At 67.7% G+C, this 13,465-nt stretch carries 10 protein-coding genes; 3 read left to right on the forward strand and 7 right to left on the reverse strand.

The window, feature by feature from the left end; genetic code table 11:
• Nucleotides 1–379: 379 nt before the first annotated feature.
• Nucleotides 380–1,891 carry an aminotransferase class III-fold pyridoxal phosphate-dependent enzyme gene (locus EDC25_RS01860; RefSeq protein WP_123520961.1) on the forward strand — a complete coding sequence of 504 codons (1,512 nt, stop codon included), beginning with the start codon at nucleotides 380–382 and terminating at the stop codon, nucleotides 1,889–1,891.
• 190 nt (nucleotides 1,892–2,081) lie between these two features.
• On the opposite strand, the gene EDC25_RS01865 is transcribed toward EDC25_RS01860, so the two are convergent.
• The 6 genes from EDC25_RS01865 to dnaB all read right to left on the reverse strand — a co-directional run bounded on the left by EDC25_RS01865 (nucleotide 2,082) and on the right by dnaB (nucleotide 9,393).
• Nucleotides 2,082–3,962, reverse strand: a complete 1,881-nt coding sequence (locus EDC25_RS01865) for an MFS transporter (RefSeq protein ID WP_123520960.1) — start codon at nucleotides 3,960–3,962, stop codon at nucleotides 2,082–2,084.
• A gap of 324 nt (nucleotides 3,963–4,286) precedes the next feature.
• Entirely contained in the window at nucleotides 4,287–5,501 is a 1,215-nt protein-coding gene (locus EDC25_RS01870; RefSeq protein WP_240639575.1) for a M12 family metallo-peptidase, read from the reverse strand.
• A gap of 84 nt (nucleotides 5,502–5,585) precedes the next feature.
• Nucleotides 5,586–5,993 carry a DUF3037 domain-containing protein gene (locus EDC25_RS01875; protein WP_123520958.1) on the reverse strand — a complete coding sequence of 136 codons (408 nt, stop codon included), beginning with the start codon at nucleotides 5,991–5,993 and terminating at the stop codon, nucleotides 5,586–5,588.
• Nucleotides 5,980–6,756 carry a HipA family kinase gene (locus EDC25_RS01880; RefSeq protein ID WP_377599936.1) on the reverse strand — a complete coding sequence of 259 codons (777 nt, stop codon included), beginning with the start codon at nucleotides 6,754–6,756 and terminating at the stop codon, nucleotides 5,980–5,982. The genes EDC25_RS01875 and EDC25_RS01880 overlap by 14 nt, the downstream gene beginning before the upstream one ends.
• Nucleotides 6,757–6,781: 25 nt before the next feature.
• Nucleotides 6,782–7,861, reverse strand: coding sequence for an alanine racemase (alr, locus tag EDC25_RS01885; protein ID WP_123520956.1), 1,080 nt, complete (start codon nucleotides 7,859–7,861; stop codon nucleotides 6,782–6,784).
• Nucleotides 7,862–7,998: 137 nt separating this feature from the next.
• On the reverse strand, nucleotides 7,999–9,393 hold the full coding sequence (gene dnaB, locus EDC25_RS01890; protein ID WP_123520955.1) for a replicative DNA helicase: 1,395 nt from the start codon (nucleotides 9,391–9,393) through the stop codon (nucleotides 7,999–8,001).
• A gap of 148 nt (nucleotides 9,394–9,541) precedes the next feature.
• Between dnaB and EDC25_RS01895 the strand changes: the two genes are divergently transcribed.
• Nucleotides 9,542–10,489 (forward strand): MlaD family protein, encoded by a 948-nt coding sequence (locus EDC25_RS01895; RefSeq protein ID WP_123520954.1) that lies wholly within the window; start codon nucleotides 9,542–9,544, stop codon nucleotides 10,487–10,489.
• Nucleotides 10,486–11,100, forward strand: a complete 615-nt coding sequence (locus tag EDC25_RS01900) for an ABC-type transport auxiliary lipoprotein family protein (protein WP_123520953.1) — start codon at nucleotides 10,486–10,488, stop codon at nucleotides 11,098–11,100. Before EDC25_RS01895 ends, EDC25_RS01900 begins: the two co-directional genes overlap by 4 nt.
• 363 nt (nucleotides 11,101–11,463) lie before the next feature.
• Here the strand turns inward: EDC25_RS01900 and EDC25_RS01905 are convergent, their stop codons facing one another.
• Complete coding sequence (locus EDC25_RS01905) at nucleotides 11,464–13,407, reverse strand: autotransporter outer membrane beta-barrel domain-containing protein (protein WP_132577185.1); 1,944 nt, start codon at nucleotides 13,405–13,407, stop codon at nucleotides 11,464–11,466.
• Between the last annotated feature and the right edge of the window lie 58 nt (nucleotides 13,408–13,465).

The raw sequence follows: 13,465 nt of genomic DNA on the forward strand, positions 1-13,465 counted from the left end.
CCGGCGAGCATTTGGACGCTGCGTTGACACGCGGCCACGTCGGAACCCGCCGATCCACCCGCCGCGGAGGTCGACAACGCGAGAGGGCCAACAGATCGCCGTGCCCCCGTTCCGGCCGCTGACACGGCGTCGCCCGACCTGAAGCCGCGCCCCCGCCGTCGCCCGCGCCTCTCCGGGAGGTCTGCTCCGGAGCCTGGCCACGAACCCGGCCACGGCCCGACCCGACCGGCCCTGCGGCCGCCCGTGCTATACTCCCAGCCCTTAAATCAATGCCTTGGCGCCGGATTGGCCCCGCCGGTCGCGTCACCAGCGGCAGCCCGTCCCGCGTTCCACCGCCGATCCCGCGTGATCGGCGCGTTTCGTTTTACGGAGGTCGATCATGCACATCCTCAACCAGCTCCAGCCCCTGCGTTCCGCCGGCGGCAGCATCCGCACGCCGGGCCTGTCCGATGAGGCGCTGCGCGCGTTCCAGGACGATGCGGACCTCAACGCCGCCGTCGCCGACGCCGTCGAAGCATTCACACGCCTGTGTAACGAATATCCCGACCTGGTCGCCATGGACGAGGAAGCGCAGCTGCGCCACCTGCAGGCCGGCTTCGTCAATTTCTATCCGGATGACGCCGTCAATCCGTACGTCGCGCTGACCGCGCGCGGTCCGTGGATCGTCACGCTCAAGGGTGCGGTGATCTATGACGCCGGCGGCTACGGCATGCTCGGCATGGGCCACGCGCCTGCGCCGGTGATCGACGCGATGGCGAAGCCGCAGGCGATGGCCAACATCATGACGCCGTCTGTGTCGCAGCTGCGCTTCACGCAGGCGCTACGCGCCGAGATCGGCCACCGCGGCAACGGCTGCCCGTACAGCCACTTCATGTGCCTGAACTCCGGTTCGGAGTCGGTCTCGCTGGCCGGCCGCATCGCCGACGTCAATGCCCGCGAGCAGACCCGTCCCGGCGGCCGCCACGCCGGCAAGACCATCAAGCGCCTGGCGGTCAAGGGTGGCTTCCACGGTCGCACCGAACTGCCCTCGCGTTACTCGGATTCCACGCGCAAGGCGTATCGCGACAACCTCGCCAGCTGGAACGACGGTTCCGACAACCTGGTCGTCATCCCGCCCTACGACGTCGAGGCCCTGCGCCAGGCGTTCGCCGAGGCCGAGCGCGAAGGCTGGTTCTTCGAAGCCATGTTCATCGAGCCGGTCATGGGCGAAGGCGATCCGGGCATGGCGCTGACGCCGGAGTTCTATTCCGTCGCCCGCGAACTGACGCTGGAACACGGCACGCTGCTGCTGATCGACTCCATCCAGGCCGGCCTGCGAGCGCATGGCGTGCTGTCGGTCGTCGACTATCCCGGCTTCGAAACGCTGCAGGCACCGGACCTGGAGACCTACTCCAAGGCCCTCAACGCCGGCCAGTACCCGATGTCGGTCGTCGCCGCGACCGAACGTGCCGCCGCGCTGTACCGCAAGGGCACCTATGGCAACACCATGACCGCCAACCCGCGCGCACTGGATGTCGCCAGCACCGTGCTCGGCCAGCTCAAGCCGGAACTGCGCGCGAACATTTCCGAGCGCGGTCGGTCCGCCGTCGCCAAGCTCAAGGCGCTGGCCGACGAGCTGGGCGGACTGATCACCAAGGTCCAGGGCACCGGCCTGCTCTTCTCCTGCGAACTGTCGCCGGTATTCAAGTGCTACGGCGCCAACAGCACCGAGGAGTTCATGCGCGAACACGGCTTCGGCGTCATCCACGGCGGCGCCAACTCGCTGCGCTTCACGCCGCACTTCGCCGTCACCGATGCCGAGCTGGACCTGCTGGTCTCCGGCGTGCGCCACGCCCTGCTCGAAGGCCCGCGCAAGCAGGACGACGGCAACAGCCAGCAGCAGGCCGCCTGAGCCTTCCCGCATCGACGGTGCCGGCCGCAATGGCCGGCACCTGTTCCAGAAGAAGACATCCTCGCCGCCACATAGGCGAGGCGCGCACGTCGATCGCACCGGACCAACGAAGCCCGCGCCGCGGCGGCTTCGTCAGACGCCACCTTTCCGCAAGCACTGGCCGTACCCCCTATTCGTGCAGCACACCATTTCAGGCTCGGTCGCCGCGCAGGGCGCGCACCGCGGCTTCAAGCGAGGCGGCGCTGGCCTGTTCGGGCGCGATCGGCGGGCCGGCGATGATGCCGATGCGGGCGCGGAAGCGGCGCGGCAGCCGGGCGCGGTGCAGGCGTGAATCGCGGCGGCTCCACATGCTGGCCCACATGCCGCGCAGGGCCATGGGCACGACGGGAACGGGACGCGTGGCCAGGATGCGCTCGACGCCGCGCTTGAACGGGGCGATTTCGCCGTCCGTCGTGAGCCCGCCTTCGGGGAAGATGCCGACCAGTTCGCCGGCCGCCAGGGCGGCGTCGATCTGCGCGAAGGCGCGTTCCATCACGTCCGGATCTTCCTTGCTGCCGGCGATGGGAATGGCACGCGCGGCCTTGAACAACTGCTTCATGCCGGGGATGTTGAAGATCCTGTAGTACATGACGAAGCGGATCGGCCGCGGCACCGCGCCCATGAGCAGCAACGCATCCATGTAGCTGACATGGTTGCAGACGACCAGCGCCGGCCCTTCGTCGGGAATGTGTTCCAGCCCCTGGATGTCGATGCGGTACAGCGCCTTGATCGCCAGCCAGCTGACGAAGCGGGCGACGAATTCCGGCACCAGCGTGAAAATGTAGATCGCCACCAGGGCATTGAGGACGGCGGTGACCAGCAGCAGTTCGGGAATGTTGAGTCCGGCCTGCAGCAGCACGATGGCAAGGACGGCGGCTGCGACCATGAACAGCGCGTTGAGGATGTTGTTGGCGGCGATGACCTGCGACAGCCGTTCGCGCGGTGCGCGCTGCTGCACCAGCGCGAACAGCGGCACGATGAAGAAGCCGCCGGACAGGCCGATCAGCAGCAGGTCGATGCACAGCCGGATGTTGCCGTCGACGGCGAGGAAGGCGCGCCAGTCCAGGCCGGCGACCAGCGCCGCTTCCGGCCGCGCCAGGTAGAGGTCGACGCCGAACACGGTGAGGCCCAGCGCGCCAAGCGGCACCAGTCCGATCTCCACCGTGCGCCGCGACAGCATTTCGCACATCAGCGAACCGAGGCCGATGCCGAAGGCGAACAGCGTCAGCACCAGCGGCGCGACGCTGGCGTCACCCCCCAGATAGACCTTGGTGTAGTTCGGCAGCTGCGCCAGCACCACCGAACCGAAGAACCAGAACCAGCTGATGCCGAGCACGGCGTTGAGCACGGCGCGATGGCCGCGCAATCCCATCACCACGCGCCAGGTCTGGCGTACCGGGTTCCAGTCCATGCGCAGCGACGGATCGGTGGCCGCCGCGACCGGAATCGCCCGCGCGCTCAGCCAGCCGGCGATGGCGAGGACCAACACGGCGACGGCGACATAGCACTCACCGTTGTCGAAGGCATTCATCAGCCAGCCGCCGAACAGCGAGCCGATCAGAATGGCGAGGAAGGTACTGGCCTCGATCAGGCCGTTGCCGCCGACCAGTTCTTCCGGCCTCAGTGCCTGCGGCAGGATGGAATACTTCACCGGCCCGAACAGCGCGCTCTGCGCGCCGCTGAGGCACAGCACGGCCATCAGGAACGGCAGCGAGCCGGTCCACAGTGCGAAGGCGGCGAGCACCATGATGCCGATCTCCAGCAGCTTGATCTGCCGGATGGCCCGCGACTTCTCGCTGCGTTCCGCCCACTGCCCCGCTGTCGCCGACAGCAGGAAGAACGGCAGGATGAACAGGCCGGCCGCGAGGTTGGAATAGAAATCAACGTCGGCGGCGTCCAGGCCGGTCACCCGGAAGGCGATCAGGATGACCAGCGCGTTGCGGAAGACGTTGTCGTTGAAGGCGCCCAGCGCCTGCGTCAGGAAGAACGGCAGGAAGCGGCGGCTGCGCAGCAGGCTGAACTGGTTGGACACGTCGCGTCGCGCTCCTGTTCGCTATCCAGCGGATCGTCCAGCGGCGGAGTTTGGCAGAGGCCGTGACCACTGTCGCGGGACCGGCAGGCCGTACGCGCCATTCCCGGACCGCCGCGATCCTGTCGGCCTGCAATCGGAACGGCGACGCCACAGCCCGCTTCGTTCGCGGCAGGCGCCGATGCGGAACACGGCCATCACCAGGCGCCCTGAGGAGACCGCACCGCTTCCGACGCCGTACGACAGGCGCGTTGCCGGCCGTCACCGACCAGTACGCATGACAGGAACATCCGGGCGCGCTGTCCGCCGCGGCCGGACTTTCGCCAGTCAGTCGAAGCCGTGCCGCATGATGGTCTTGATGCGGAAATTGGCGATCAGCTGCGAGGTGTAGTTGCCGACGCGGGCATTGTTGCGCTCGTCCGGGATGCCGGTCGGGCGTCCCATGTAGCTGACGTCGGGATTGGAGAAATACATGCGACGCGAGCAGCTGGGACCGGACGGGCAGGCGTAGGAGAGTACCGTCCGGAAGCGCTCCGTCGTGGTTGGACCGCTGTTGTCCCAATGGCCATAGGCATCCGGTGCCAGGTTGCTGCTGCCTGCCGATTCCGGATTGTGCAGCATGCCCATGTTGTGGCCGTGCTCGTGCGCGTAGGTCAGGTTGCCGACGGCACAGCTGCGGACGGTGACCTGGACGGCACTGCGTTCAAACGCCGGATTCAGGCTGTTCAGGACATAGCCGACGCCGCAACCGTTCGGATCGGTCTCGATGAACAGCGAAACCATGTCGGCATACACCTTGTCGCGCAAGGCGGTGATGGCCTTGCTGTCGCGCAGCCAGCCCAGCGCCGGGCTGCCGGAACCGGTTTCCTCGTACTCGACTTCGTACGCACCCACCAGATTGAATCGGGGCAGCATCAGGCTGTTGGTGAACGAAGCATTGGCGTTGTCCACCGCTGCCTGAGCGGTCGCCTCGATCTGCGCGGTGCCACCGGCACCCTCACGCGCCGCTGCCGTGTAGACGATCAGTACGTCGATGTCATCCTGGCGATCACGGAACGCCGCATCGCTGCCGGTGACCGCCTGTGCCGGCGACGCCTCCAGATCTTCGCCGGCATGCAGGCCACCGCTGCAGGGCGGGTACATCGCATGATCGACCCGCTGGAGCCTCGAGTGGCCGACGTCGACGGGCACCACTTCGTAAGTCGCTTCCTGCAGCGAGACCAGGCCGGCAAGCATGCCCTTGTGCAAGGTCAGGTGGACCTGGCCTTCCGGTTGTCCGCCGGCATGGCCGTGCCAGCTTGCACCGTCGACGCGCCGACGGGCATGCGCCTGGACAAACTGCACGACCCCGTCCGGCAACGCCAGTTCCATTGTCGCCATTTCGACGAACCCGGGGTCGCCAGGAAATATCAGCGCATGCGGAACCGCCGCAGGTGCAGGCAGCCGCGCGACGCCGTCCGTGCTGTCCTGCAGGATCCAGAACGCCTGCGCCGGTACCGGCAGGGAAACGGCGGCAACGAAGGCGGCGCGCAGCAACTTCATGTTCACCCCTGTTTGCACCTGGGCCGGATGGCTCCGCCGGAAGCCTAGCAAACAATGCGCGCTACCGCACATTCTCGCCTTGTCTCACGCCGGCAGGCAGCCGCGCGTGGGGATCGGTGGCAGCACCATGCGTTGCAGCAGGTGCTCCAGCGCGAGCCGTGGCTCGTTGCAGCGTCCGCCGTGCACGGGTGACGTCTGGATCAGCGCGCTGCGTTGCGCGGTCAACCAGTGGAAACGGGCACGCAGCGGCAAACGGGCGATCTCGCCGGCATTCGCCTCGCCGGCGACGATGCGTTCGACGGCCCCGAGCTGGCGCTGTACCAGTTCGATGTCGACCTGCGGATCCAGGGCGCGCAACCGCGCTTCGTCAAGTGCGAACAGGGCACCGAGGTAAACCCCGTCGCGCGTGGACAACAGCACGCCGGCGTTGACGAACTCGCCGCGTTCGACACGCGGCACGACGCGCACGATGGCGTAGTCATAGCAGAGCATGGGCGCGCTCCGCTTCGGCGACGAATGCCGCGCGCAGGCGCAGCCGTTCGCACAGGTACCGGGTATAGGCGGCCCGCCATCCGGCGGCACCGGGCAGCGTCGTATCCGCCTCCAGCCAGGCATCGGGCACCAGGGCGAGGACGCCTTCGATGACGGCCGGGGTCAGGCGCGCGGCCATGTCGGCATCGACCTCGCCAACGGCATCGGCCCAACGCAGCAGGACATGGTCGGCGATGCGCTTGAACGGCTGGCCGGCGTTGTCGGCGGAGCCGTCCCAGCCGTGGTGGATGTACAGCGCGGCACCGTGGTCGATCAGCCACAGGCGCCGGTGCCACAGCATCAGGTTGGGATTGCGCGTGCTACGATCGACGTTGCTGACGAAGGCGTCGAACCAGACGATGCGCGAAGCCAGCTCTGGCGGCACCTCGATGGTGCTGGCGGCGTCGAAGTTCGCGGCGCCGGGCAAGTAGTCGAGCGCCAGGTTCAGGCCGCCACTGGCGCGCACCAGTTCCTGGATTTCCGGATCGGCTTCGGTCCGCGCCAGTTCGGGGTCGAGGTCGGCGAGCACGATCTCGGGCACCGGCAGCTCCAGCGCGCGCGCCAGCTCACCGGCCACCAGTTCGGCGATCAGCGCCTTCACGCCCTGCCCCGCGCCGCGGAACTTGAGCACGTACAGCCCGAGGTCGTCGGCTTCGACCACGGCCGGCATCGAACCGCCCTCGCGCAGCGGCGTGACATAGCGTTCGACGGTGATGCGGCGCAGGCTCATGGCGCGAGCATACCGGCGCTCAGCCGCGTTCGACGAAATCGACGCGGCGGGTCATGCCGCAGATCAGCTCGTAGCCGATGGTGCCGGCGCGCGCGCCGATTTCCTCGACCGGCAACTCCGGTCCCCAGAGCGTCACTTCGTCGCCGATCCGGGCATCGGGATGGGCACGCAGGTCGATGCTCATCAGGTCCATCGACACCCGGCCCACGGTGCCGGCACGACGACCGCGCAGCAGCACCGGCGTGCCGGCTTCTGCGACCCTCGGGTAGCCGTCGCCGTAACCGATGGCGACGATGCCGATCGGCATGTCTTCCGGGCAGATCCAGCTGCCGCCATAGCCGATTGCTTCGCCTCGGGCGACGGTCTTGATCGAGATCAGCCGCGCCGTCAGCGTCATCGCCGGACGAAAGCCGAACTCGCTGCCGCTGCGGCCGGCGACCGCGGACACGCCATAGAGCACGCCGCCGGCGCGCACCCAGTCGGCATGCGCCGCCGGCCAGCCGAGGATCGCCGCCGAGTTCGCCAGCGAGCGCTCGCCGTCGAACGGCCGCGTCGCGTTGCTGAAGGTCTCGATCTGCTTCGCCGTGGCGTCGATCCCGAACTCGTCGGAACGCGCGAAGTGGCTGAGCAGCTGGATGCGGCCGGCGATATGCGGCAGTGCCGACAGCCGCGCATGCACGGCGGCGGCGTCCGAGGGTTCGAAGCCGAGGCGGTGCATGCCGCTGTCGACCTTCAGCCATACCGGCATCGGCCGCGGATCGGTGTCGGCTTCCAGCCACGGCAACTGGCTTTCGTGATGGATCACCGGCTCCAGCGCCAGCGCGTGCATGGTCGCGACGTCGCCGGGTTCATCGATGCCGGACAGCACGACGACGCGATGCGGCAGGCCAATGGCGCGGATGCGTTCACCGTCGGCGATCGAGGCCACGCCAAAGGCATCGGCGTCGGACAGCGCGCGCGCGACGCGTTCCAGTCCATGCCCGTAGCCGTCGGCCTTGACCACGGCCATGACCTTCGAATGCGGCACCCGCGCACGCACCTGCGCCAGGTTGTGGCGCAGGGCATCAAGGTGGATGGTGGCGGTGACGCGACGGCTCATCGGCGAGCAGGCCCCGGTTGCGGTGCGTCATTGTCGGGCATGACGGCGGCGCGTGTCAGGCCCGCCCGTCGGTCCCGCGTCCACCGGTCGGGCGCGCATGGGCAATTTTCCAGGGAGCACGGCGCTACCGGCGGCGGTCAGTAGTAGCCACCATCCTCGCCGACGTGGCTCTCGAACTTGGTGTACTGGCCGCGGAAGGTCAGTTTCACTGTGCCGGTCGGACCGTTACGCTGCTTGCCGATGATGACTTCGGCCACGCCCTTGTCCGGCGATTCCTTGTTGTAGTACTCGTCGCGGTAGATGAAGACGATCAGGTCGGCGTCCTGCTCGATTGCGCCGGATTCGCGCAGGTCGGACATCTGCGGACGCTTGTCCTGGCGCTGCTCCAGCGAACGGTTGAGCTGCGACAGCGCGATCACCGGCACCGACAGTTCCTTCGCCAGCGCCTTCAGCGAACGGCTGATCTCAGAGATCTCGGTGGCGCGGTTCTCCTTGTTGCCCGGTACCGTCATCAGCTGCAGGTAGTCGATGACGATCAGGCCCAGGTCGTTGCTGCGCTTCAGGCGACGCGCGCGCGCGCGCAGCTCCGTCGGCGACAGGCCGGGCGTGTCGTCGATGAAGATCCTGGCGTCGGCCAGCAGCGAGATCGCCGAGGTGACGCGCGGCCATTCCTCTTCCTCCAGCTTGCCCGAACGCAGGTTCTGCTGGTTGATGCGGCCCAGCGAGGACAGCAGGCGGAAAGTCAGCTGCACCGCCGACATTTCCATCGAGAAGATCGCCACCGCCTTCTTCTCGCGGATGGCTGCGTACTCGGCCATGTTCACCGAGAGCGCGGTCTTGCCCATCGACGGGCGCGCGGCAAGGATCACCAGGTCGCCCGGCTGCAGGCCGGAGGTCATGTGGTCGAAATCGGTGAAACCGGTGGCCAGGCCGGTGATCGGGCTGTCGCTGCCGGCGCGGTCGTGCAGCAGCTGCACCGCCTCGCGGGCCGCATCCTTGACGCGCACGAACTGGCGGCTGCCGCGGCTGCCGGATTCGGCGATGCGGAAGACCTTCTGTTCGGCCGACTCGATCAGTTCCGGCGTGGTCCGGCCCTTGGGATTGAAGCCGTCGCCGGCGATCTCGGTGCCGGCGTCGATGAGCTGGCGCAGCACCGACTTCTCGCGGACGATCTGCGCGTAGGCCTCGATGTTGGCGGCCGAGGGCGTCGAATTGGCCAGCTCGACCACATAGGCGACGCCGCCGACCAGGTCGGAGGTGCCGTTGTGCTCGAACCACTCGCCCAGCGTCACGGCATCGCAGGGCATGTTCTTGCCCGACAGCTCGCCGATGGCACGGAAGATGAGCTTGTGCTCGTGCCGGTAGAAGTCCTCCTCGCTCAGCTTGTCGGCGACGCGGTCCCAGGCCTGGCCGGACAGCATCAGGCCGCCGAGCACGGCCTGCTCGGCTTCGATGGAATGGGGCGGGACGCGCAGCGATTCGACGTTGTCGGGCGCGGGACGGTCGGCGTGGTAGGACAGCGAGCTTGGCATGGTCGGGAGCGGCGGATCAGGTCGTCCACGATATACGCCCGGGCCGTCTCAAGCCATTCAACAAACCTGTGCCCAGCCTGTGGACAACTTGTGTGGAAGGCCCGCCCGCTGCCGTCGCCAGCCGGTGCCCTGCTAGAGTGTCCATCCTATGGAAACCCGCGGCCACTACGTCCTGATCGGCGCCTTCGTGCTGGGCATCGCCTCGCTCGCCCTGCTCGCCGTGCTCTGGCTCGGCAAGCACAGCCTGGACCGCGAGTTCGACCTCTACGAGGTGTATTTCCAGGAAGCCGTCACCGGACTGGCCAAGGGCAGCCCGGTGCAATACAACGGCATCCAGATCGGTGAAGTGCAGAGCCTGCGCCTCAGCCGCGTCAATCCCGGCCGCGTCATCGCCCGCATACGCGTCCGCGGTGGCAGCCCGATCAAGACCGACACCGAGGCCAAGCTGGGCTATCTTGGCGTGACCGGCGTGGCCTTCATCCAGCTCAGCGGCGGCACCGTCGAGGCGTCACGCCTGCAGCCGCGACCGGGCCGGCAGTTCGCGGTCATCCGCGCGCAGCCGTCGGACCTGGCCAAACTGTTCGAATCCGGCGCCGACATCGTGGTGACGGTCAACGAGGTGCTGCAGCGGGTGTCGTCCATCCTCAGCGACGAAAACGCCGAGCGCATCGCCGGCGCCATCGAAGGGCTGAACCAGTTCACCAGCGCCGTCGCCGCCGAAGGTGACGCCATCGGTGTGTTGCTTCGCGACGGCGCACGCTCGGCCACCGAGCTGGCACAGACGCTGGCCGAAGTGCGCTCGACCGTGCAGACCCTGGAGCGCACGATTGCCGATACCCGCGGCCTGATCGACGGCGAGGCGCGTGAGGCACTGGCCTCGCTCGGCAGCGCCGCCAGTGAACTCGAAGCCCTGTTGACCGGCAACCGCGGCGCCATCGACAACTTTGCGCAGAACGGACTGGGCGAGCTGACGCAGGTGATGGCGGAGCTGCGCGCGGTGCTGGTCACCTTGCAGGCGATCACCCGCGAACTGCGCGACAACCCCTCCGGTTACCTGCTCGGCCGCGAACGGCCCCGGGAGTACACGCCGAAATGATCCGCCCTGCCCTCGTCGCGACGCTGTGCACCTTGCTGGGCGCCTGCTCGGCGATCACCGGCCCGCGCAGCCAGTTCACCGTATTCACCCTCAATCCGCCGCCTGCACAAACGGCAGCGGCGGCGGCACCTGTCGACTGGCAGCTGGCGATCGACGAGCCGCATGCGTTGGGCCTGCTCGCCAGTGACCGCCTGGTGGTGGCCCCCGATGCCAACGAACGCCTGGCCTTTGCCGGCGCGCGCTGGAATGAAAGCGCGCCGGCGCTGCTGCAGGACCTGTGGTTGCGCACCTTTGAAGCCGACGGTCGCATCGGTGTCGTGGTGCGCCATCCCAGCGGCACGCTGGCGCAACGTGTGCTGGCGACCGACCTGGTGGCCTTCCAGATCGAACACCACGGCAGCCAGAGCGAAGCGGTGATCGCCGTGCAGGCACGACTCGTCGACGCCGGCAGCCGGCGCAACCTCGCCCAGGCACCGTTCCGGTCGCGGGTGGCGGTGCGCGACGACTCGGCGCAGGCCGCGGTGCAGGCGCTGGAAGCGGCCACCGCCGAGCTCAGCACGCAGTTGCTGGCATGGACAATCCGCGAAGGCGAACGCACGGCGACCCCGTAGCGTGGATAGTTCGTATGTGCGGCTTGCTGCACACGCTCTTTGTCGGGGTTGCATGTGGTGACGGCGCCATCATCACTCGTCACACCCGCGCAGGCGGGTATCCAGTGGCGTTGCGGGATCGGCGCGGTTCGCGGCATGGCCGGCGCGCATCTGCTGCGGAAAGGTTTCGGCGGGTCGCTGGATGCCCGCCTGCGCGAGCAAGACGGGGTTGCAGTGTGCAGGGGGTTCGACAGCGGCCTGGCGGCCGCAGCGGGCAGCAAGCTACCCGCCTGCAAGAGCACGGGGCGGTGACTGTGCGGTGACCGCTCTTTGCGTTGCAGGGGCGTGGCAGCCCTTTGTGGGCTGCCACGCCTGTGCCGCGGCTTACTCGAAGCCGTTGGCGAAGATCACGTCGCTGTACTTCGCTTCCCAGGCGCCCAGGTCGAAGGGCCCCAGGTCGGGATTGGCGCCCGGAGGCGGACCGGTCCAGGTCTCACCGCGCTCGTTGCCGTCCAGGTCGGTGGTGGTCGGCCCGTACACATCGTCACAGAAGTCGATGCCCGGGGATCCCGCTGCCAGCCGGTAGTCGCCATCGGCGGCGTTGACAAACAGTGGATCGATGAAACGGTAGTAACTGTTGCTGGTCAATCCGGTTTCGGCGACGGGTTGCGGCCCGATGACACAGTCGGCGTAGGCGATCGAACCATCGCCGTCGGTGGCGATCAGTTCGGCGCCGCCGTTGTCGTAGACGATGCTGCCCAGGAAATCGAACCGCCCGGTAACACCGGACGGCGACCACATCCGGCCGATCACATCGGCGGTATTGCCGGCGATGGTGCTCCAGCGCAGCTGCACCCGTGCCCGGTTGCCGGCATAGACGATGGCAGTACTGGCATTGCCGGTGATGAGCGCACCTTCGATACTCAAAGTCGACGCCTCCTGCACGACGGTGTTGTTGGTGTTGACCGCGACCGCGGCGCCGCCCCACGAGCTGTTGCCCGCGTTGTCATGGAACGCGGTTCGGACCACGTTGGCGGTGGCACCATTGAGCAGGCGCAGCGCGCCACCGAAGCCGCCGGCCTCGTTGTCGCGGAAGACGCTGCAGCGTGGCTGCGCGGAGACGCCGCCACCGACCTGTGCCGGCAGGCAGGCCGGCTCATCATCGTACAACGGGCGCATCACCAGCTCGGCACCGTCGAGCAGCAACACGCCACCACCATCGTTGTCGGCGCTGTTGCCGACGACCACGGTGCTGATCAGTTCGACCTGTGTCGATGCGCCAGTGGCATAGACGGCACCGCCGTTGCCGGCAGTGTTGCCGCTGAGGATGGCGGCGTGATTGACCTCACCCATGCCCAAGAAACTGGCGCCGCGAACGCGGGTGGAGCCGCCGGCTGCATAGATGGCGCCGCCGTTCCCGCTGGCGGTGTTGAGATAGAAGCCGCCCGAAGGAAGGATCAGGACAATGGGCGAGCCGGTGTATAGAAACATGTTGTGGCATCCAAGATTGGCCAGGCCGCCACCGTCCTGTGCCGAGTTGCGGAAGATCAACGCCGAGCCGACCCGCACCATGGTCCGCGAGGTGGGGTCCAGCGTCGATTCGCAGGCGATGCCACCGCCGAACGAACTGCTGCTGTTGTCGATCAGGATACTGGTGTTGTCCACCGTCAACAGCGGCGCGGTGGTGGCGTTGCTGATGGTCGCGCCAACGGCGCGGACATAGATGCCGCCACCACGGGTGGCGGAATTGTTGAGCTGGAGTGTCACATTCTCCAACGATACGGCCAGTCGACCGAGTTGGCCTTCTACCGTGATGCCGCCAGCACCGCCGCGACGGATACGCAGGTTTTTCAGCGTCACCTGCATCAGCGCCGGTGGGTTTAAGGACTCCCAGATGTCGATCAGGCGACCGGATGTGGCCACGCCATTGGCATCCAGGTCGGTATGGCCATTGGGTGTTTCCGACAGATCGCAGGTATCGACACCGCCCTCGATGGTCAGGCTCTTGCCCCAGATGTCGTAGGTACTGCCCAGGTAGGCGCTGCTGCGGGCGACGCGGATGGTGTCACCGCTGGCGGCGGCATCGATCGCCGGCTGCAGCTGGCTGAAATCGCAGTTGGCATGCGGGCCGACGGTATACAGCGCCATCGGCGCCCGGTTTGTCGGCGGGGTGGCCTCGCCGTAGTCCACCGCGAGGGGCGCGGTCGCCGGTGTCGGCAGGGCCGGCACCTGGCTGCGCGCCTGTGCCAGTGCCGGCAGCAGACCCAGCAACAGGCAGGCGGCGCCGAACAACGGCCGTGCACCGGCCGGAACGGAAGGGTTCAACATCATGGGTTTCATGCGTGTCTCGCTTTCGTGGGCGGCTGTCCGGCAGCCAGTCCCCTCA

Source organism: Pseudofulvimonas gallinarii (assembly GCF_004343305.1).
GTDB classification, from domain to species: Bacteria; Pseudomonadota; Gammaproteobacteria; order Xanthomonadales; family UBA2363; genus Pseudofulvimonas; species Pseudofulvimonas gallinarii.